The organism is Armatimonadota bacterium, from assembly GCA_017993055.1.
Lineage (GTDB): Bacteria > Armatimonadota > UBA5829 > DTJY01 > DTJY01 > JAGONM01.
The window spans coordinates 57,795-78,042 of record JAGONM010000007.1; the positions used below are offsets into that span (position 1 = coordinate 57,795).

Below are 20,248 nucleotides of genomic sequence, written 5' to 3' on the forward strand. Positions count from 1 at the left end.
ATGCCGAATCCGCAGACTATGCTGATGATGGCGATCGCCTTTCTGACGGCGCTGACCGTTCACGAGTACGCTCACGCGCGGGCGGCCCTCGCCGAAGGGGACGACACGGCCAAGGTCGCCGGGCGAATCTCGCTCAATCCCCTTGATCACCTCGACCCGTTCGGCGCGATCATGTTTGCCCTCATGATGATGAACGGCTTTGGGATCGCCTGGGGCAAGCCGGTACCTGTCAACCCGTACCGATTCAGGAGCCCGCGATGGGGCAATCTGCGGGTCTCACTGTGGGGGCCGCTCTCGAACATCCTGTTCGCCTGCGCTCTGGCCCTGCTGTTCAGGTTCATAGTCGCCGGCCGCTTCGGCCTGAACTACGTTCCGCTGATCCTGACCTGCATCTCGATGAACCTCGTGCTGGCGATGTTCAACCTGCTACCCGTTCCGCCACTGGACGGCTCAAAGGTGCTCGCCAGCCTGCTGCCGTACGAGACCGCACGGCGGTATGAGGAGGCAATGGGCAAGTACGGCTTCCTCATACTGATCGGCCTGCTCCTCACGGGTGTCATCAGCATCATACTCGGGCCACCGAGGCGGTTTCTGTTCGGATTGCTCACCGGAATACCTTTCTGAGCGCTGTGCGGGAAGGAAAATCACCCCCGGGGTCGCGAACCTCTCATTTGGTCGGTCGGCCGATTCGAAGCGGTGAGCATACACGCCGATCATCCAATACGATATGTCCATCCAATCCGCGCCGCAACCCGGATACACGATAAAGCTTCCTGCGTTCGAGGGACCCCTCGACCTGCTTCTGCACCTCATCCGCGAGCACAAGGTTGATATCTACGACATCCCGATCGCGGAGGTCACTGAGCAGTACCTGCGTTACCTGCAACTCATGGAGTCGCTCGATTTGAATGTTGCCGGCGAGTTCTTCGTCATGGCGGCGACTCTGCTGGAGATCAAGTCGCGGCTGCTGCTGCCGATCGAGAAGAGCGAAGATGATGGCGAGGACGGCATTGACCCGCGTGCCGAGCTGGTCGAGCGACTGTTGGAGTACGAGCGATTCAAGAACGCCGCCGAGTCGCTCAAGGGATTCGAGGACAACCGCCGTCAGGTCTACTGGCGCATCACTGACGAACTATCCGGCTACGATGCGCCGGTGATCCCTCTGAACGTGGAAGCAATGGACCTCATCTATGCGCTCCAGCAGATGCTGGCGGAGGTCGGAGAAGGCAAGGAAGAGGTCACAAGCCTTCAACGCGAGAAGATAACTCTGAGGATGAAGATGAGCGAGATCTGGCGGCACGTGCGGGCGAACCCGGAGGGCATCAGCTTCCGAGGACTCTTCGTCTCGCCGCCGACCCGCCTGGAGGTCGTCATCACCTTCTTGGCGGTGCTCGAACTCCTGCGGCTGAGAAAGATACGCCTGAAGCAGAAGCACGCCCTGGGCGAGATCAGCATCCAACCGACGCCTGAGGAACATGAGCGAGGAAAGTAGCATACCGATCGAGAAACTGAAGGCCGTGCTGGAGTGCATGCTGTTCGTGTCTCCCCAGCCGCTGACGGTCGAGCACGTCGCCGAGTCGCTTCAGATGGACGAGGGCACCGTGGACCGGGCAATCCATGAACTGCGCCTCGACTACGGCGGGCGCGGACTGCAGATCGCCCGGATCGCAGGCGGCTACCAGATGTGTACACGTCCCGAGTATGCCGAGCACGTGTCCAGGCTGCTGAAGCCGGAGCGAATCAGGCTATCGCGGGCGGCGCTGGAGACGTCGGCAATAATCGCTTACCGGCAGCCGATAACCCAGCCGGAGATCGAGGCGATCCGCGGCGTCAATTCCGACGGGGTCGTGAAGACCCTGATGGAGCGCAATCTCATCCGGCAGATCGGCAGGAAGGAGTCACCCGGACGGCCGATGCTCTACTCGACGACCGAGGAGTTCTTGAACCACTTCGGCCTGAGCGATCTCTCGCAACTGCCCGAACTGGAGGATGTAGTACTGCCTGAACAACCGAGAAGCGAAGACACACCAGCGGAAGCCCCGGAGGCGGAGGAGGCGGCATTATCAGAACAACCAAGTTGCTGACGATCTGCCTGTTCATGGCGATCCTGCCGCCGACTCGCGCGGCCGCCGCCCCGGCACCCCCGACGGTCACCGCCGCCGCCGCGATCCTAGTTGACTCGACCACGGGTACGATCCTGTACGAGAAGGCATGTCACGCGCGGCGCCCGCCGGCAAGCACCACCAAGATCATGACGGCAATACTGGCCCTCGAGCGCGGAAACCTCGACGATGTGGTGACTGCGTCCGAGAGGGCGTCGAAAACTCAGTTCGGCTCACTGCACGTCAAGCCGGGAGAGAAGTTCACGCTCAGAGACCTGCTCTACGCGCTGCTGATGCGCTCGGCGAACGATGCCGCAGTCTGCATCGCGGAACATATCGCCGGGAGCGAGGAAGCATTCGTGGCGATGATGAACGAGAAGGCGGAGGCAATCGGCGCCAAGGATACGCACTTCGTCAACCCGCACGGCCTTCACGCGGAGGGCCACTACTCGACGGCCTACGACCTCGCCCTGATGGCGCGATACGCGGCGGCGATCCCGCAGTTCAACGAGATGGTCTGCACGAAGAATCACAGGATCACGCGGTCGATCAGCACGCTCGACGTTACCCTGCGGAACACCGGCAGACTGCTCTGGAGATTTGACGGCGCCGACGGGATCAAGACCGGATATACCAAACAGGCGGGCCATTGTTTTGTGGGATCGGCAACGAGGGAGGGCTGGCGGCTCATAGCGGTCGTCCTGAAGAGCGGCAGCTGTCTCGATGACACGTGCGCCCTGCTGGACTACGGGTTCAAGCATCACAAACTGGTCTGCTTCGCGCGCGAGGGACTGGTGGCGACGCGGATGCCGGTGCGCGGCGGAGTCGAGACCGCCGTGGATCTGGTGGCCGCCCAAAGCCTTGGAAAGGTCGTCCGGGCAGGCGACAGTGTGAAGATCAAACGCGAACTCGACGGGCAGAGGGCCACGGCCCCTCTCGCGGAAGGCGAGAGGGTCTGCATGCTGACGGGCTACGTCAACGACGTCCGGGTCGGTTCGGTGCCGCTCGTAGCCGCCTGCACCGTGGATCGGACGTTCGCCTACTCCGCATGGATCTGGACGAGAAACCTGGTTGTCGTCTCGGCAATACTTCTCGCGGTGTACTTGAGCTATGGAACAGCGGTTGCAGAAGCTTCTCGCCGCCGCAGGCGTCGCCTCTCGACGGGAGGCTGAGGAGATTATAGGAGCGGGACGCGTCGCGGTGGACGGCCGGGTGATCACCGAACTCGGAGCCAAGGCCGATCCTGAGGAGTCGGTCATCACCGTTGACGGTAGGCCCGTCAACCTGCGCCCGGAGAAGGTCTACATCCTCCTCAACAAGCCGCGCGGCTATACGAGCACGACCCGCGACCCGCACGCCCGACACGTGGTGACTGATCTCGTCAGGAGCATCGAAACCCCGATCTACCCGGTCGGCCGTCTCGACGTGGACACCGAGGGTCTGCTCATCCTCACGAACGACGGGGATTTCACCTATAAGATGACCCATCCGAGCCATCAAGTGCCGAAGACATACCGCGCCGAGGTGCGGGGCCTAGTGGCCGAGCAGACCGCCAACCACCTCGCAACCGGAATCGTGCTCGATGACGGCATCACCGCGCCAGCGGAAGTGCGAATCGTCAGCGCGAACAACGTGAAGGGGACGAGCGTGATCGAGGTGACGATCCACGAGGGCCGGAAGCGTCAGGTGCGCCGGATGCTCGACACAGTCGGCCATCCCGTGATACGATTGACCAGGACGAAGATCGGCGAACTGAAGGCCGGAAGTCTTCTGCCGGGCGAATGGCGTCTGCTGAAGCCCGCCGAGGTCAGGGCGCTGACGGACTCGGCATCGTAGTCTACAACGGACGGTCTCGGAGACCCTGATGAAACGACTGGCTATCACACTGCTGGCCCTGCTCGTGCTCCCCTGCGCCGCCGGGGTGGCGAAGTACCCGACGACTATCAAGGACTGCCGGGGCAAGGCGGTCAATATCGTCCGCGAGCCGAAGCGGATCGTGTCAATCGCACCGAGTTGCACGGAGATTCTCTTCGCACTCGGCCTTGAGAAACGGGTTGTGGGTGTGACTAGGTTCTGCAACTACCCCGAGGCCGCGAGGAAGAAGCCGCGGATCGGCGACATCAGGACGAGCGTCGAGAAGGTAATCTCGCTCAAGCCGGACCTCGTGCTGGCCCACGGATTTCTGAACGAGGAGGCGATCCGCTCGCTCGAGAAGCACGGCATCGTGGTGGCGGCCTTCGATCCCAAGACCCTCGACGAGGCAATGCGCGACATCAGGACCATCGGCCTCATCACCAATCGGGAGAAGCAGGCGTCACGGATCGTCACGAGTATGAAATCCACGATAGCGCTGGTCAAGAAGAAGGCGGCAGTTATCAAGTCCAGGCCTAAGGTACTCGTAGCGGTACAGGGGGAGCCTCTGTGGGCGGCGGGACCGAGAACCTTCGTGGACGAGATGGTCCGTCTGGCGGGCGGGACCAACCTGGCATCGGACGCCAAGCCAGGCTTCAACCAGTTCTCCACCGAGGCCGCGGTCTGGCGCAAGCCGGACATCGTAATCTACACAACGCCGACCGACCGACAGATCTTCTCCAAGGGGCTGTGGGCAAGGACGAACGCGGCCAGGAAGAAGCGGGTTCACGAGGTCAACCCGGACCTTCTGGTCAGACCGGGCCCGCGACTCACTGACGGCCTGAAGGCTGTCGCAAGGCTGATCCATCCCGATGTATTCGCCAAACTCTGAGACGCCGCCCAACCCTCGGGTCAGATCGAACCTGACCGCAAGGCTGATCAGAGCATCGGCGGTTCTGACGGCACTGCTCGTCGCCGCCATGGTGCTGAGCGCCGGTCTGGGCGCGGTGACGGTGACCATCTCGGATGTGGCGCAGGTCACGCTCAAGCACATCCCCGGCCTGGACGGCATGTGCCGGCAGTCGCTCCCCGAGGACGTGGATATGATCGTGTGGCAGCTCCATATCCCGAGGGTGCTGCTGGCGGCGCTCGTTGGGATGTCACTAGCGGTAGCGGGAGCTGCCCTCCAGGGATTGCTGCTGAATCCGCTGGCCGATCCGTACATGATCGGCGTCTCGTCCGGAGCGGCGGTCGGTGCGGGAATCGGCGTGATCCTGGGGGTTCAGGGCTGGATGTTGGGATTCGGCATCCCGGTACTGGCGTTCGCCTTCGCGCTGATCACAGTGAGCGCCGTGTACGGCCTTGCGATGAGGGCGGGGAAGGTATCGGTGCTCTCATTCCTGCTGTCGGGAGTGGTGGTCGGTGCGTTCATGTGGGCGGTACTTACCTTCCTGATGACATTCGCCAGCGAGAACCTCGAGACGATCGTATTCTGGACGATGGGCAGCTTCGCGGGATCGGATCCGTGGGGGCGAGTGCTGGTCGTGCTGCCTTTTGGGCTAGTCGGATCGCTTGTCGTGTACGCCTACGCACGCGACCTGAACCTCTTCGCTCTGGGAGAGGAGTCGGCAAGGCACCTGGGGATCGAGACCGAATCGCTCAAGAGAAGGCTGATCGCGGCGACGGCGCTCCTTACGGCTGCGGCGGTGTCGGTGAGCGGCACTATAGGCTTCGTCGGGCTGATGGTGCCGCACATCACGCGCAGGATAGTGGGACCAGACCACCGAATACTGCTCCCGTGCTCCGGCCTTCTGGGCGCACTGCTCATGATCGCGGCAGACACGGTGGCTCGGACGGCGATGGCTCCGGGGGAGATCCCGGTCGGAATCATCACCGCCCTTCTGGGCGCGCCGTTTTTCCTTTACCTCCTGAGGAAGGCAGGATAGCTTCGGGCCGGTCGGACGATTCGTACCTGTCCGATTCTCGACTTCGGATTGGATATGCGAAAACCGACAAACTGGATAGCCGCCATACTGATCATCGCCGCCGTCGTATACCTGCTGATGCCGAGACCGCCTTCCGTGCAGGTCGCAGAGATCGTGCGCGGAGACCTGGTGGCCGAACTCTCGACTACCGGCGTAGTGGAGTCGGACCTGGTGGATATCGCGCCGAGGATGGTCGGGCGGATAGTTTCTCTCATGGTCAGGGAGGGAGACACCGTTTCGGCCGGTCAGGTGATCGCGCGGCTCGAGAGCGACGACCTCGACGCGCAGGTTGACCAAGCGCGCGCCGCGGTATCGGCAACAGAGGCCGACCTCGAACGCTCAAGGTCCGCTTTATCCGCCCAGCGCAACCAGAGTGCCGCTTCAATTAAGCGGGCAGAGGCCGGAATCAGCACCGCCGAGTCACAGCTTGCCGACCTACTGAAGGGCGCGCGCCCCCAGGAGATCGAGCAGGCGGAGGAGAGTGCCGCTGCGGCGAGAGCACAGATGGCCAAGGCCGGTCTGGACCTGGAACGCGCAGACAGACTGCTGTCTGATGGAGCCATTGCCCCTCAGCAGAGAGACACGGCAAAGACCGCTGCCGATACGGCGAGCGCCGCCTACCGCGCCGCCGAAGCGCAGCTCGCACTGGTGAAAGAAGGACCCCGGCCCGATACCGTCAAGACGGCAGAGGCTCAGGTGGCATCCGCGCGGGCCGCTCTGCGCGAAGCTGAAGCTTCGCGGGACTTAGTGCGGATGGCAGAGCGACAGGTGGAGACCGCCGAAGCGCAGGTCGCCCGAGCAGCGGCCGGACTGAGGGCCGCTCAGTCGCAGACCGAGTACGCCGCCGTCCGCAGCCCGTTCAACGGGGTGATCGCGCGAAAGCACATGGAGGCGGGCGAGGTCGCAGGCCCGCAGGCACCGATCTTCACTATCTCGCCGATCCGAAAGACCTGGGTTACGGCAGAGGTGGACCAGGAGGACGTCGCGGCGTTGTTTGTCGGACAGGCAGTGTCGATCAGCACCGACTCATACCCGGGGCGCGCCGCGAAGGGCCGAGTCGTCCAGATCTCGCCGATCGCGGAACCGAAGGCCGTCGGGCGTATCAGGGCCAAGATCGTGCGGGCACGGATCGAGGTCGAGTCAGGAGAGTTGCCGCTGAGACCCGGAATGGAGGTTGATATCAGCGGCAAGAGGCGCATTGGAGAGGACGTCGTTCTAGTGCCGAACGAGGCGCTCGTGCAGATCGGCGAGCGTCAGCAGGTCTGCCGCATATGCGAGGGGCGCGTCCGATACCGCTTCGTCACGACAGGCCTATCGAACTACGAGCACACGGTTGTGCTGAGCGGCCTCGAGCCGGGAGACATCGTAACCGTCTCGATGCCCGACCGCATGGAGAACGGGCAGAGGGTCAGGATCGAGAGGGCCTCGGTTGAGTCACCCTGAATCCTCTGAGTTGATCCGTCTTGATCAGGCAGAGAAGACCTACCTCATGGGCGCGGTGTCGGTGCCGGCCCTACACCCCGCCGACCTCACCGTACGACGCGGGGAGTTCGTCGTGATGTTGGGCCCGAGCGGCTCGGGCAAGACGACGCTACTGAACCTGATCGGTGGCATTGACCGCCCCACGTCCGGTCGGGTCCTCTTCAAGGGACGCGACATTACCCACATGAGCGAGGACGAGATCACCGAGTACCGCCGCACGAGCGTGGGCTTCGTCTTTCAGTTCTTCAACCTGATTTCGACCCTCACCGCGCGGGAGAACGTCGAGTTCGTCTCGGAGTTGGTCGACAGTCCGGCCAACGTGATGGAGGTGCTGGCGGAAGTCGGCCTCGGAGAGCGAGGTGACCACTTCCCGTCCGAGCTGTCCGGCGGCGAACAGCAGAGGGTCGCGATCGCCCGGGCTCTCGTGAAGAATCCCACCCTGCTTCTTGCCGACGAGCCTACCGGCAACCTCGACTACGAGACCGCCAAGCTGATTCTGAAGCTGATGAGGAATGTGAATCGGGCGAGGGGCATCACGGTCGTGCTGGTGACGCACAACGCGGCGATCGGCGAAGTCGCCGACCGGATTGTAAAGCTTCACAGCGGCGAGATCGTCTCCGTCGAGGAGAACGCCGAGCCGCTCGATCCCGGGGACCTGAGGTGGTAAGCTTCCGATCATGACCCGAAAGATCAACCTCAAACTGGTACGCGATGTCCGTTTCTCGCCGTGGCTTTTCGCGGGCGTGCTTCTGATGGTTGCGTCGGGGGTCGCGCTCTGGGACGCCACCTACCTCTCGTACCTCAACCTCGGCAAGTCGTATGAGCGCTCCTATGAGCGGCTCCACATGGCAGACTTCACTGTTGACATGCAGTCGGCCCCGGAGCAGGTCGTCGGCCGCGTGCTTCGCATCCCCGGCGTAATGCAGACCGAGGGACGGTACATCGAGGACCTGGAGGTCGAGCAGAAGAACATCGATCCGAAGCGCATCACCGGGCGGATCACCTCGATCCCAGACAAGAAGCCGCCCAGTCTGAACCAACTCCTGCTCATCCGCGGCAACATGCCATCGGCCGGGAACAAGCGTGAGCTCCTGCTGGAATCCGGGTTCGCCAAGCGAAACAACTACCGGCCCGGCGACTTCATCTACCCCGTGGTCAACGGCGACCAGGTACGGTTCCGCATCTCGGGGATCATCAAGTCGCCGGAGTACATTTTGGTCCTGCGAAGCCGCGACCAGCCGATGCCGAACCCGAAGCACTTCTGCGTCATGTTCATGCGCAAGGAGATGGCCGACCGGCTGCTCGGCTCGTTCGGGGCGATCAACCAGGTCCAGGTTACCGTCAAGCCCGGCGCGCGCCGGGAGACAGTCATGCGGGCCGTAAGGGAGGCACTTCGCTCATACAACGCGGACGATCCGCTTCCGATGGAGAAGCAGGCCGGCTACGAGCGACTCGCCATAGACCTCAAGGCTATGCGCAACTTGGCGATCTTCTTCCCGGTGCTCTTCCTCGGCATCGCATCCCTGAGCATCTACAACCTGCTCGGGCGCATGGTTCACACCCAGCGGCCGCAGATCGGCTTCATGCGGGCGGTCGGTTACAGCAGCACCGACGTGCTGCATCACTACACGGGGTTTGCCGTCCTGATCGGCGTGCTCGGATCGGCGATAGGCAGCCTGCTCGGCTACCGGATGGGCATCGGACTCACGCTGCTCTTCAGCCGCCTGATCAACGTCCCCTACTACGACATGACCCCGAGGCCCGGCCCGATGGCCCTCGGGGTGGGAGTCGCGGTGGCCGCGACATTCCTTGCGGGAATACTTCCGGCGATGGCGGCGGCACAGCTTACTCCCGCGGAGGCGATCCGCACCGACGTCCCTACCGGCGGACGCGTTCCGGCCGTCAAGCGGGCGGTCCCGGCGCTGGGCCGGATGAGCTACACCTGGCGGCTGCCGTTCAGAAACCTATTCCGCAGCCCCAAGCGCACGTTCTCGACGGTCATCGGGATTGCGTCGGCGATTACCCTGATCCTGGTCTCCTCCGGGCTGATCGATTCGTCTGCATATTCGATCCGTTTCTACTTCGACAAGATTCAGCGATACGATGTGCTGGCGAGCTTCCTGCATCCCGAGACCGAGCACGTCATCGGCCGCGTGCGCACATGGAAGGGCGTCAAGCGAGCCGAGCCATTCCTGGAAGTTCCGGTGAAGATCGTCCACGATGGCCAAGAGCATATCACCGTAATCTACGGAAATGCACTCGACTGCCGATTGCTGAACCTCACAGCCCCCGACGGCACCGTTTTCCCGGTGCCTCGCAAGGGAATAGCAATGGGCTCACCGACCATCGCCGCGCTCGGGCTCTCGCTGGGACAGAGCGTCACGCTCACGCTCCCGGAGAGTATCGTGCCGGAGTTGGCGGATGCCCCGATTGTGGGAGGCGACTCCAGTCGGTACCGTGAGGAGGTCATGTTGCCAAGCCGGAGCCTGCAGCAGGTCGAGATCAACGAGCGGGTGCCGATCGCCTGCGCGCTCTTCGGACCGATCGGGGACTCCACGATCATGAACATCGACGAGGTGCGCCGAATCTACGGACGGGCAATGGAACTCCCGCCAAATGCGATTAACGGCATCATGGTGCGAACCGACGGCGTACACGCCGAGGCCATAAGGGACCGCCTATACGACATTCCCGGGGTCGTAGTGGTGGTCAACATGGCTGACGTCAGGGTGCAGATCGACGAGATGCTCAAGACGTTCACTACCTTCGTGAACGTGATGCTCGGGTTCGCGATGGTGCTGGCGATCATCATCGTCTTCAACGCAACGACGATGAACATCCTCGAGCGGACGAGGGAGATCGCCTCGATGCGCGCGCTCGGCGTGAGCGTCTGGAGAGTAGCGGGGATGGTAACGATCGAGAACCTCTGCACGTGGTTAGCCGGCACGATCATCGGCCTTCCGATCGGGATGTGGCTTGCGGACGAGTTCGTGAAGCTCTACGTCAGCGATTCGTTCCACATGCAGACGCATATACTGCCCAAGACCTACACGTGGACGATCGTCGGCATACTCGCGGCGGTCCTGATCTCCCAGATTCCTGGAATCTACTACCTCAGCCGCCTCGACCTCGCGAAGGCGACGAAGGAAGTCAGCGGATAGGGCCCGAGGTCACTCCCATGACTCCATAACGTGGATGCCGGCCTCGCGCGGAGGAATCCACGTCCGGTAGGGATAGACTCTGACCGTATCGTAACCAGCAATCGGACCGAACGTGATCGCGTATTCCTCCTGGATTGGACGCCACCAGCCGTCTGCGTACCTGGACTCGTAGTCGTAGAGCCCGTTGAACTCGTATCCTCCATCGATATCGGACGGCCGAACTCCCTGAGCCATCAGATCATCGAGCGCGGCCCACCGCGCGCGGTTCCAGGCAAGATAGTCATGAGTCATGCCCACACTGAGAATGCCCCCTATCACCAAAACGGTGACAACAGCCGCCGTCATCGCGCGCTTCGGCCGAATCTCTGCACGGTCCGAGAGTAGGATCATGCCCATGACGAACGGAATCATCGCCAGGAAATAGCGGTCATAGTATACGTAGAAGTAGAGCATCATTATCGGCGCCAGTGATAGCGCCGCCCCGGAGATCATCAATGCGAAAAGCGGCCGATCAACGTCCTGAGACCCGGATTCGCGCCGAAGCGCCAACAAGGACTGGAAGAGAAGCACAAGAAGCAGGGCGGCCCCAAGCGCGCTGCCCATGGTCACGGCGGACCAGAATGCGGAAGGCAGCAGACCGGGGCTGGGAATACGCAAGTAGACAACATCACTCAGAAGGAAAGGCCCTATGCCGAATGGGGTGATGATATCGCCCAGATGCAGGCTCATGGGCATACCCTGCCTCCAACCGATCGGACGGATGAGTATGGATATGACATACGCCAGCCCTGCTGTGCCGGCAATCCACCAGATGTTCTTCCGCGCGGCGACGAACCTGTAGACGAGCAGCGGAAACAGGAAGAGACCCAGATACACGCACGCGGTCAGACCGACTACATAGGCTGCATGCACCGAGTCAAGCCCGTGGGTGAAGAATCTCGTGCTGTTCTTCACCTGTACACCGTAGAACTCCGGCAAGCCCCCGGAGGCACTGAGCCACTGCTGGTAGGCGAGCAGAACTCCACCGACGGCGACCGCAGGGATGCACGCTCTCACTACGCCGCGAACGCGGGCGCCGTGCGCGAAGAGGCATGCGACCCCGAATGCGATCGGGAGCACCAGACCAGACTGCCGGATCAGAGCCGCCAGGCATGCAATCGCTGTTCCTGCGACGTAGCCGTAGGTCGAGCGTCGTCTGAGCGCCCGCGCGAAGGCATACACCGACAGGACCGACAGGGTGTAGAAGGGCACATCCGTCATGAAGGTGTTGGAGAGGCTGAAGTATATCGGATTGACGGCGACTACGAGCGTGCAGATGACGGCGACCCTCCGCCCGGCACCGAGTTCCCTGAGCAGCAGATAGGTGCCGATCAGCCCTCCGAGGCCGGCGACGAGGGTAGAGGCCCTGAGCGCGGTGTACGAGAACCCGAACGGAAGACAGAAGAGCGCGCCCCAGAGCACCTGGGTAAAGAGTGTCATCGTAACCATGGAGACCATGGTGAATGTCCCGTCCTCCACGAGCGATCTGACGGACAGGGCATAGCACCAGTCGTCGTTCAGCGGAAACTCGCCGGACGGATTGGTGATGGCAACCATGAGAATCCACACAGCGGCGATGATGCCGATCGCAAGGAGGTTGCGGTGGCGTTCCACCTTGGTGTCAGGAAGAGGTTCGGCCATTCCTTGTCTCCAGTTTGAGTACGATTACGATTGGCGGTACGAGTAGGGGCGCTCTACCGCTGGACGAGTTCCCTCAGCAGTTCGGTGTAGTAGACGTAGTTCTCGAACGGAACGTCCGGCGGGACGGAGTGGTCAATCGCCGGGATGTAGCCTCCTGATTCGATCATCTGCGGGACCTTGCGCATCAGTTCGTGCTCAATTGCGGCCCTGTCCTTCGAGAGCACGCGTTTGTCAATACCGCCCCACAGGACCAGCTTCCGGCCGTACTTTTCGCGAATCTCGAGCGGCTCCATGTTCGCGGCGATCTCGAGCGGGAAGAAGACGTTGACACCGGCCTCGACGAAATAGTCCAGGATCGGGCGGTTGTCGCCGTCGGAATCCACAATGACGTTCGGGACGCCGTGCGACAGGATGCAGCCGACGACCTCCTTGTAGTACGGGAGCATGAACTCCTCGAAGGTCCTCGGGCCGATCAGCGGGCCGTTCTTAAACGCCATGTCCTCCCAGATGTAGACGTAGTCGAGGTCGACGTGCGGGAGCGCGCGATCGAAGATGCCTTTGCAGAACTCGGCCCAGTGGCGCATGATATCGTGCATCAGGCCCGGATCGTCGTAGTACATGTACGCCAGATTCTCCTCGCCGAAGAGGTTGCGCGGCCAGCCGTACCCGCCGACGATGTTCATACCCCAGGGCTGTTCCCGGCCGCCCATCTGCTTGCGGACGTCGGCCCAGTCGGGATAGCGCTCAGGAGTCGAGGGGTCGAGCCGCCACTTCAGGGTCTCCCAGTCCTTGCGCTCCTTGACCGGGAAGCTGATGAACTGCGACATGGAGGTCTCGGGGCCCTTGCGGTCGCGCTTAGTGATGCCACTGCCGTCCATGAAGGTGACGGTGCGATCGTCCTCTTGGATGACCCTGTGCTCAAACGGCGGACGGTAGGGATTATGGGTGAAACCGGCGTCCACGGGAACGGTGTTCCAACGGTCCATGCCGAAGTACTCCCAGGCGGACGTGTCAGCGGGGAGGCCTTCCTGCTTCCAGCGCTCTTCGGTCTCGCCCCAGAACCCGAGGCAGTCCCAGCGCGGGGGATGGTCAACCGGCTCGAAACGACATACTCTCAGGAAGCTTTCTCGTGCGTTCATAGCGCGAGTGACCTGCGGGGGTGTGGCCCCTTCACTTCATCCACGGCCTGATGCCCTTGGCGTTCGTCCTGATTCGGTAGAGACCGGTGCGAGCGGTCATGTAGAGCGTCTTGCCGTCCTTCTCACCCCACGCGCAGTTTGCAGGAATCTCGGGCGCACGGATGATGCCGAGCAACGTGCCCTTCGGGTCTATCACCCACACGCCGCCCTGGCCGGTCGCCCAGAGGTTGCCCTTCCGGTCTACCTTCATGCCGTCCGGGGCACCGGGCTCGCCGATCTTCATCTCGATAAATACCCGACCGTTCGCGAGGGTGCCGTCGGGCTTCACGTCGAACGCGCGAATATGGGCGCGAGACGATGAGTCAGCAATGTAGAGCGTCTTCTCATCGGGCGAGAACGCCAGTCCGTTCGGGCGATCGAAGTCTTCGGCCAAGAGGGTCAGCTTGCCGTCGGGCGAGATGCGGAAGACTCCCTGGAACTTGATCTCGCGCTGAGGATCGGGGCATCCGTAGGGCGGATCGGTGAAGTAGACGCTGCCGTCGGACTTGACGACGATGTCGTTCGGGCTGTTGAGCCGCTTGCCTTCGAAGTGCGACGCGAGGACGGTGATCGTGCCGTCCTTCTCCTCGCGGGTGACCTGACGGTTTCCGTGCTCGCAGGCGATGAGGCGGCCCTCCTTGTCATAGGTCAGGCCGTTCGAGTTGCCGCTCACTTTTCGGTAGACGCCTTGCTGCAGCTTCCCGGACTTGTCCCACGCGACCTTGACGATGTTGTCGCCGGGGATGTCGCTGAAGACCAGGAACCCGGCCTTGCTCCACAGCGGGCCTTCGGTGAAATGGAATCCGTCCGCGACCTTCTCGACCACGGCGTCCTTGGGGACGAGTTTCCAGAACTCGGGGGATTTCGCGTCGAGCATTGGCTTGGTTTCCTTGTTGTCGTCAGTCGCCGGGGCCGCCGCCATGATCGCGAGCAGTCCGGCCACAATGAGTGCGTTCATGCGTGCCACCGCCTTCCGAGGAAACAGTATAGCGGAACGAAGGCGTAGATGCAACGCCTCAGGGAGGTTGAAACCGCGGCAACAAGTGCGCGAAGTCCACCTCCGTGGACTGAGAAGTCGCGGCCCCTACTCCCAGTGTCCGCAGGGACACTTCGTGCCTTCGTTGCCGTGACTTCAGTCGCCCGGAACCGATGGGCCTCCACCAGTCGTACATAAGGACGTGGCGCACCCGCTCTTCTTTGACAGGGCAGGCGTCGGATGGTAGAATGAACCGGTTAAGAAAGCGGGTATCAGAGTCACATTATGAATGTCATCAACTGGATTTTCAGCAGCAACGAGCGAGAGGTCGCGCGGTTCCGGAAGATCGCCGAGAAGATCACCGCCCTCGAGCCTGCGATGGAGGCGCTATCCGACGAGCAGCTTCGGTCGAAGACGGACGAGTTCAAGCGCCGCCTCGCGGAGGGCGAAACGCTCGACGGCATCCTCCCGGAGGCGTTCGCGACCGTCAGGGAGGCGGGCAAGCGTACCGTCGGGATGAGGCATTTCGACGTGCAGCTCATCGGCGGAATGGTCCTGCACGAGGGTCGGATCGCCGAGATGAAGACCGGTGAGGGCAAGACTCTGGTCGCAACAGCGCCGCTGTACCTCAACGCGCTGGAGGGCAAGGGCGCGCACCTGATCACCGTGAACGACTACCTGGCGAAGTACCACGCGCAGTGGATGGGTCCGATATACCATTTCCTCGGAATGAGCGTCGGGGCGCTCCAGGGATCGAACCCGGAGACCGGCGAGTTGGAGGCATCGTACCTCTACGACCCGGACTACGTGAACGAGGAGGAGCCGGTCTACCGCAACCTGCGCCGCGCCGAGAAGCACGATTCGTACCTGGCGGACATAACATACGGCACCAACCACGTTTTCGGGTTCGACTACCTGCGCGACAACATGGCGTTTTCGCCCGAGGGACTGGTCCAGCGCGAACTCAACTACGCCATCGTGGACGAGGTGGACTCCGTGCTGGTTGACGAGGCGCGCGTTCCGCTAATCCTCTCGGGCCAAGCCGCCGAATCGAACCAGATGTACTACAAGATGGACCGCGTGGTCGCGCGCCTGATGCACGAGCGCGACTACACGATGGACGAGAAGGCCAAGACCGCAATGCTGACCGAGGAGGGCATGCGGCGCGTCGAGGAAGGCATCGGCGTCGAGAACCTATCGGAAGACCCGGACCTGATGCACTACGCGAACGCGGCGTTGAAGGCTCGGACGATGTACAAGAGCGACATAGACTACGTCGTCAAGGGCAACGGAGCCGATCGGCAGGTCATCCTCGTTGACGAGTTCACCGGCCGCCTGATGTTCGGGCGGCGGCTGAGCGACGGGCTTCATCAGGCAATCGAGGCGAAGGAAGGGGTCAAGATCGAGCACGAGAGCCAGACCCTAGCCAAGATCACGCATCAGAACTACTACCGCCTCTACACGAAACTCGGCGGCATGACCGGCACTGCCAAGACCGAGGAGGAGGAGTTCCGAAAGATATACGGCCTCGATGTCGTCGTGATCCCTACGAACCAGCCGATGATTCGCGTGGACCACCCGGACGTGATCTACAAGACCGAGGAGTCGAAGCTCCGCGGCCTGACGCTCGAGATCCTGAAGCTCCACTGCAAGCTCCAGCCGGTGCTCGTCGGCACGCGCTCGATCGAGACCTCCGAGCGGCTGAGCGGGCGGCTCGAAGCGGAGCGGTTGCAGCTCCTGGCGGCGACGTTCGTCCTGCGCGCGATGCTCGAGGAATCGAAGAAGATTGACGGTGACTCGAAGAAGCAAGCGAACCAGTTCCTGAACCAGAAGTTCGGCGAACTTACTCTCGGCAAACTCGCGCCGCTCGCGCGCGAACTCGGCGCGTCGCTCGACATGCTCAAGAGAGAGAACATGGAGCGGCTGGCGGGGATGATGGAGCTTCAGGACGGCGAGGAGATGGAGCGGCTCGGCGAATGCCTGGCGCAGGGGATAGAGCACAACGTCCTGAACGCGAAGTACCACGAGCGTGAGGCGGAGATCATCGCGGACGCCGGGCGACTCGGCGCGGTGACGATCGCGACGAACATGGCCGGGCGCGGAGTGGACATCATACTCGGCGGGAAGCCTGAGGGCTCGACCGCCGATCGGAACGTGGAGGCGGTTGAGGTAGTCAGGCGCGGCGGCCTTGCGATCCTGGGCAGCGAGCGGCACGAGAGCCGGCGCATTGACCACCAGCTCAGGGGCCGCTCGGGGCGTCAAGGCGACCCGGGCCTGTCGCGATTCTTCGTCTCGCTGGAGGACGAGTTGTGGCGCGTCTTCGGCGACCGGATGCAAAGCCCGTGGCTCGGATCGTGGCCGGAAGAGATGGCGATGGACGCGAAGCTGCTCTCGCGGATGATCGAGCGCACGCAGAAGAAGATGGAAGCCTACCACTTCGGCATCCGAAAGCAGGTTCTCCAGTACGACGACGTGATGAACGTCCAGCGCGAGATCATCTACGGCGAGCGGAGGAAGATCCTCCAGGGGGTGGACCTCAAGCCGACGATCACGAGCTATCTGAACCAGACGGTGCTCGACAACATAAACATGCACTGCCCGGAGGGACAGAACCCGGCGGAGTGGGACACAGACACGCTTTTCGAGATGCTGGACGAGATATTCCCCCTCTCGATGTATGTCAACAAGTCGGACCTGAAGGACAAGAAGCGGTTCGAGCTAGATGACATGCTCACCGAGCTTGCCGAGCGGGCATACGAAGACCGGGAGAAGCACTTCGGGCCGGAGTTGATGCGCGACCTCGAGCGTCAGATGGCGCTCCGGGCGATTGACAGCAAGTGGCTCGAGCATCTCGACGCGATGGACTACCTGCTGGAGGGAATCGGGCTGAGGGGCTACGCGCAGATGGACCCGCTGCTGGCCTACAAGAAGGAAGGCTTCGAGATGTTCGACCAGATGCAGCACGGCATTCAGGACGAGATCGTCCGCTGGATGTTCCGCGTGCAGGTGCAGGTGGTCAACGAGCCTTACCGGAACCCGTACCGCAACGTGAGCATGAACGCAAACGAGTTCACCCCGCCGCCGACGGCGGGCCAGGGGCACGATGACCCATACGCCGACTTCGAGGACGGCCTGCCCCGCCCGCAGAGAGCGGTCCCGGTGAGGACGAGGGAGAAGGTCGGCCGGAACGATCCGTGTCCGTGCGGGAGCGGGAAGAAGTACAAGAAGTGCTGCTTGAGGGACGACGATGGGGACTAGGAATGCCCAAGGTGCGTGAGAAGTATCTGGTGGATGAACAAGGCAGGAAGACCGCTATCGTGCTCGACCTACGTGAATACCGCCAGCTTGTGGACCGCTTGAAGGACCTGGAGGATGCACTCGATCTGAACGATGGTGAGCAGACCGAGATTTCTTTCGAACTTCGCTTCGACCCCGACGAAATCTATGGATTGGCTTGCCGTTACTCGGATTGCCTTACTGCAAGGGAAGCCCGTCTGGAGTCAGAGATCGAGAGCCAGATCGCCCCTGCGGCTCGCGCGAGGGGACACCTTCTCATGGAGGAGTTCCTGGCGGTGTGCGAATGGAAGAGCCCCCGGCCCCGGAGGCACTACTGCATGAATCAGGAGCGCTGTGTCAAGGATGCTACCCGCGAAGCTCTAGCTGCCGTTGACGGCTGGCACAGCATTGAGGTTCTGGATGCTCTACGTGGGGTGGGCCCATCCGTGGCCTCGGCCATTCTTCACTGGATGGCAGGACAGCCGTATCCTATATGGGACTTCCGCGCACTGTGGTCACTGGGCTGGGAGAAGCCGCCTGCGTGCAACCGCGACTCGTGGGCAGCCTATGCGCAGTACTGCATCGACCTTGCTCAGAAGCACGAGGTCTCCATGAGACAACTTGACCGAGCCCTATGGCGATACTCGAAAGATAACCAACCCGGGAAACCAGCACTTGTTGCCAATCCGAGGCACTAGAGGGGGTACTCCACTTGCTCACCGATCTGAAAAAGGAACTCGATGCTCTGAAGGAGCAGTTTGATCAGCTAAGGGGGCATCTTTGACCTCGCCCAGAGGCAGGATGAGATAAAGAAGCTCGAGGAACTGACCGCGCAGCCGACGTTCTGGGACCGCCAGGACGAGGCGCAGAAGGTGCTCAAGCAGCTCACTCAACTTCGGCAGTCGGTGGACCCCTGGCTCGACCTCGAGAAGAAGATCGAGGACCTCGGCGCATACATCGAACTCGCCTCCGAGGAAGAGGACGACGGCACCTACGAGGCCGAGATACGCGCCGACCTCGACGCCGCGAAGGCCCGGATGGACGGCCTCGAGTTGTCCACCATGCTGAACGAGGAGCACGACGCCTCCGATGCGATCGTCGAGATCAACTCGGGCGCGGGCGGCACCGAGTCGTGCGACTGGGTCGAGATGCTCCTCCGCATGTACCTGCGATGGGCCGAGCGAAAGGGCTACTCGACGGAGATCATTGACTCCGTCGAGGGCGACGTCGCCGGGCTGAAGAACGTCACGTTCACCGTGCGCGGCTTGAACGCATACGGCTACATCAAGGCGGAGCGGGGAGTCCACCGGCTCGTGCGAATCTCCCCGTTCGACTCGAACAACCGGCGGCACACCTCTTTCGCCTCGGTTGACGCCGTGCCGGAGATCGCCGAGACGGACGAGATCGAGATCAACTCCGACGACCTGAAGGTGGACACCTACCGGGCGAGCAGCGCAGGCGGCCAGCACGTCAACAAGACGGACTCGGCGGTGCGGATCACACACATCCCCAGCGGGATCATTGTGAGCTGCCAGAACGAGCGTTCTCAGCACCAGAACCGCGAAGTGGCAATGAAGGTGCTGAAGGCTAAACTCCTGGAACTGGAGCGCCGCGAGAGCGAGGCGAAGCTCGCGGAACTGAGGGGAGAGAAACGCGCCATCGAGTGGGGCAGCCAGATTCGATCCTATGTCTTCCAGCCGTACCAGTTGGTGAAGGACCTTCGTACCGATGTCGAGACTGGGAACATCATCGCGGTGATGGACGGCGAGATTGACCTGTTCGTGGACGCGTACCTCCGCTGGCGGCTCTCCTGAAACAGAATAGGCCCGCAGGGAGTATAATCCCATGGGGGACTTCATGCGGCCTACAAAGCCTGTGAAGGAAACGACTGATGACAAGACGAGCACTTCTCGCGACGATGATGATTCTTTCGCTGGCGCTGCCTTGCGCGGCCGCGACGGCGCCGGCCGCGTTGACCAGCGTTGACTCCGACGTCAAGGAGACGGAACTCGGCAGTCTGGTGTCGGATGCGCTTCGCGCGCTCGACGAGAAGGCGCAGATCGCCTTCTTCCCGGCCGGCAGCCTCAAGGACGCCACTATTCCGGAGGGCGAGATCAAGACCGACGGCATCAGGGCGTGCCTCAAGTTTCCCGAAGACAAGACAGCGATCCTGGAGCTGTCCGGCGATCAGATACTTCGAGCGCTCGAGCGGAGCGTCGGCACGCTGCCCCAGAAGAACCAGGGCTTCCTGCAGGTCTCGGGCGTGTCATTCGCAGCCAACCTGAAGTCGCCGAAGGGCTCCCGAGTGTCCAACGTCAAGGTCGGGAAGGAAGACCTCGACAAGGAGAAAAAGTACCGCGTGATCACCTCCGCGCCGCTTGCAAAGGGCGGACACGGCTACTTCACGATCTGGGACAAGAAGGCGATCGAGCAGTCGAAGGCGGATGAGATTTCGGTGAGCAGCGCGGTCGAGCAGTTCCTGGGCAAGCAGACCACCCTCGATTACCGAGATAAGAAACGAATCGTCGTGAAGGACAAGTGATCAGTGATCGGTGAC

Annotated in this window: 17 protein-coding genes; 14 read left to right on the forward strand and 3 right to left on the reverse strand. The window is 62.2% G+C overall.

Annotation, left to right across the window (positions count from 1 at the left end; all coding sequences use genetic code 11):
* The 10 genes from KBC96_04520 to KBC96_04565 all read left to right on the forward strand — a co-directional run bounded on the left by KBC96_04520 (position 1) and on the right by KBC96_04565 (position 10,581).
* The gene (locus KBC96_04520; protein ID MBP6963654.1) at positions 1-624 is read left to right on the forward strand and encodes a site-2 protease family protein; all 624 of its coding nucleotides are present in this window, start codon (positions 1-3) and stop codon (positions 622-624) included.
* 103 nt (positions 625-727) lie between these two features.
* Entirely contained in the window at positions 728-1,492 is a 765-nt protein-coding gene (locus KBC96_04525; GenBank protein ID MBP6963655.1) for a segregation/condensation protein A, read from the forward strand.
* On the forward strand, positions 1,476-2,084 hold the full coding sequence (scpB, locus tag KBC96_04530) for an SMC-Scp complex subunit ScpB (GenBank protein MBP6963656.1): 609 nt from the start codon (positions 1,476-1,478) through the stop codon (positions 2,082-2,084). The genes KBC96_04525 and scpB overlap by 17 nt, the downstream gene beginning before the upstream one ends.
* Complete coding sequence (locus KBC96_04535) at positions 2,078-3,274, forward strand: D-alanyl-D-alanine carboxypeptidase (protein MBP6963657.1); 1,197 nt, start codon at positions 2,078-2,080, stop codon at positions 3,272-3,274. Before scpB ends, KBC96_04535 begins: the two co-directional genes overlap by 7 nt.
* On the forward strand, positions 3,213-3,938 hold the full coding sequence (locus KBC96_04540; GenBank protein MBP6963658.1) for an rRNA pseudouridine synthase: 726 nt from the start codon (positions 3,213-3,215) through the stop codon (positions 3,936-3,938). The genes KBC96_04535 and KBC96_04540 overlap by 62 nt, the downstream gene beginning before the upstream one ends.
* Positions 3,939-3,966: 28 nt before the next feature.
* Positions 3,967-4,845 carry an ABC transporter substrate-binding protein gene (locus KBC96_04545; protein MBP6963659.1) on the forward strand — a complete coding sequence of 293 codons (879 nt, stop codon included), beginning with the start codon at positions 3,967-3,969 and terminating at the stop codon, positions 4,843-4,845.
* On the forward strand, positions 4,826-5,899 hold the full coding sequence (locus KBC96_04550; GenBank protein ID MBP6963660.1) for an iron chelate uptake ABC transporter family permease subunit: 1,074 nt from the start codon (positions 4,826-4,828) through the stop codon (positions 5,897-5,899). The genes KBC96_04545 and KBC96_04550 overlap by 20 nt, the downstream gene beginning before the upstream one ends.
* A gap of 54 nt (positions 5,900-5,953) precedes the next feature.
* The gene (locus tag KBC96_04555; GenBank protein MBP6963661.1) at positions 5,954-7,381 is read left to right on the forward strand and encodes an efflux RND transporter periplasmic adaptor subunit; all 1,428 of its coding nucleotides are present in this window, start codon (positions 5,954-5,956) and stop codon (positions 7,379-7,381) included.
* Positions 7,382-7,427: 46 nt separating this feature from the next.
* Positions 7,428-8,087: an ABC transporter ATP-binding protein gene (locus tag KBC96_04560; GenBank protein ID MBP6963662.1), complete on the forward strand. Its 660-nt coding sequence runs from the start codon at positions 7,428-7,430 to the stop codon at positions 8,085-8,087.
* A gap of 10 nt (positions 8,088-8,097) precedes the next feature.
* Entirely contained in the window at positions 8,098-10,581 is a 2,484-nt protein-coding gene (locus tag KBC96_04565; protein MBP6963663.1) for an ABC transporter permease, read from the forward strand.
* A 9-nt stretch (positions 10,582-10,590) separates the two neighbouring features.
* Here KBC96_04565 and KBC96_04570 read toward each other — a convergent pair whose 3' ends face one another.
* The 3 genes from KBC96_04570 to KBC96_04580 are packed head-to-tail and all read right to left on the reverse strand — an operon-like array spanning position 10,591 to position 14,361.
* Complete coding sequence (locus tag KBC96_04570) at positions 10,591-12,261, reverse strand: glycosyltransferase family 39 protein (GenBank protein ID MBP6963664.1); 1,671 nt, start codon at positions 12,259-12,261, stop codon at positions 10,591-10,593.
* A gap of 53 nt (positions 12,262-12,314) precedes the next feature.
* Complete coding sequence (locus KBC96_04575; GenBank protein ID MBP6963665.1) at positions 12,315-13,400, reverse strand: hypothetical protein; 1,086 nt, start codon at positions 13,398-13,400, stop codon at positions 12,315-12,317.
* Positions 13,401-13,431: 31 nt separating this feature from the next.
* Positions 13,432-14,361, reverse strand: a complete 930-nt coding sequence (locus KBC96_04580) for an SMP-30/gluconolactonase/LRE family protein (protein MBP6963666.1) — start codon at positions 14,359-14,361, stop codon at positions 13,432-13,434.
* A 339-nt stretch (positions 14,362-14,700) separates the two neighbouring features.
* On the opposite strand from KBC96_04580, the gene KBC96_04585 reads away from it, so the two are divergent.
* The 4 genes from KBC96_04585 (at position 14,701) to KBC96_04600 (ending at position 20,233) form a co-directional block, all read left to right on the forward strand.
* The gene (locus KBC96_04585) at positions 14,701-17,673 is read left to right on the forward strand and encodes a preprotein translocase subunit SecA (GenBank protein ID MBP6963667.1); all 2,973 of its coding nucleotides are present in this window, start codon (positions 14,701-14,703) and stop codon (positions 17,671-17,673) included.
* Between the two features lie 2 nt (positions 17,674-17,675).
* The gene (locus KBC96_04590; GenBank protein MBP6963668.1) at positions 17,676-18,389 is read left to right on the forward strand and encodes a hypothetical protein; all 714 of its coding nucleotides are present in this window, start codon (positions 17,676-17,678) and stop codon (positions 18,387-18,389) included.
* A 14-nt stretch (positions 18,390-18,403) separates the two neighbouring features.
* A protein-coding gene (gene prfB / locus KBC96_04595; protein MBP6963669.1) for a peptide chain release factor 2 occupies positions 18,404-19,505 on the forward strand; the annotation gives its coding sequence in 2 pieces (ribosomal slippage) (positions 18,404-18,472 and positions 18,474-19,505; 1,101 coding nt in all).
* Positions 19,506-19,582: 77 nt separating this feature from the next.
* Positions 19,583-20,233, forward strand: a complete 651-nt coding sequence (locus tag KBC96_04600) for a 5'-nucleotidase C-terminal domain-containing protein (GenBank protein MBP6963670.1) — start codon at positions 19,583-19,585, stop codon at positions 20,231-20,233.
* Positions 20,234-20,248: the final 15 nt, after the last annotated feature.

What these genes read in the sequence shown, in the direction of transcription:
- KBC96_04600 (MBP6963670.1), top strand. Translation starts at nt 19,583, where the DNA reads ATGACAAGACGAGCACTTCTCGCGACGATGATGATTCTTTCGCTGGCG.
- KBC96_04570 (MBP6963664.1), bottom strand. Translation starts at nt 12,261, where the DNA reads ATGGCCGAACCTCTTCCTGACACCAAGGTGGAACGCCACCGCAACCTC.
- KBC96_04550 (MBP6963660.1), top strand. Translation starts at nt 4,826, where the DNA reads ATGTATTCGCCAAACTCTGAGACGCCGCCCAACCCTCGGGTCAGATCG.
- KBC96_04545 (MBP6963659.1), top strand. Translation starts at nt 3,967, where the DNA reads ATGAAACGACTGGCTATCACACTGCTGGCCCTGCTCGTGCTCCCCTGC.
- KBC96_04555 (MBP6963661.1), top strand. Translation starts at nt 5,954, where the DNA reads ATGCGAAAACCGACAAACTGGATAGCCGCCATACTGATCATCGCCGCC.
- scpB (MBP6963656.1), top strand. Translation starts at nt 1,476, where the DNA reads ATGAGCGAGGAAAGTAGCATACCGATCGAGAAACTGAAGGCCGTGCTG.
- KBC96_04580 (MBP6963666.1), bottom strand. Translation starts at nt 14,361, where the DNA reads ATGGCGGCGGCCCCGGCGACTGACGACAACAAGGAAACCAAGCCAATG.
- KBC96_04575 (MBP6963665.1), bottom strand. Translation starts at nt 13,400, where the DNA reads ATGAACGCACGAGAAAGCTTCCTGAGAGTATGTCGTTTCGAGCCGGTT.
- KBC96_04525 (MBP6963655.1), top strand. Translation starts at nt 728, where the DNA reads ATGTCCATCCAATCCGCGCCGCAACCCGGATACACGATAAAGCTTCCT.
- KBC96_04540 (MBP6963658.1), top strand. Translation starts at nt 3,213, where the DNA reads ATGGAACAGCGGTTGCAGAAGCTTCTCGCCGCCGCAGGCGTCGCCTCT.
- KBC96_04520 (MBP6963654.1), top strand. Translation starts at nt 1, where the DNA reads ATGCCGAATCCGCAGACTATGCTGATGATGGCGATCGCCTTTCTGACG.
- KBC96_04560 (MBP6963662.1), top strand. Translation starts at nt 7,428, where the DNA reads ATGGGCGCGGTGTCGGTGCCGGCCCTACACCCCGCCGACCTCACCGTA.
- KBC96_04565 (MBP6963663.1), top strand. Translation starts at nt 8,098, where the DNA reads ATGACCCGAAAGATCAACCTCAAACTGGTACGCGATGTCCGTTTCTCG.
- KBC96_04590 (MBP6963668.1), top strand. Translation starts at nt 17,676, where the DNA reads ATGCCCAAGGTGCGTGAGAAGTATCTGGTGGATGAACAAGGCAGGAAG.
- KBC96_04585 (MBP6963667.1), top strand. Translation starts at nt 14,701, where the DNA reads ATGAATGTCATCAACTGGATTTTCAGCAGCAACGAGCGAGAGGTCGCG.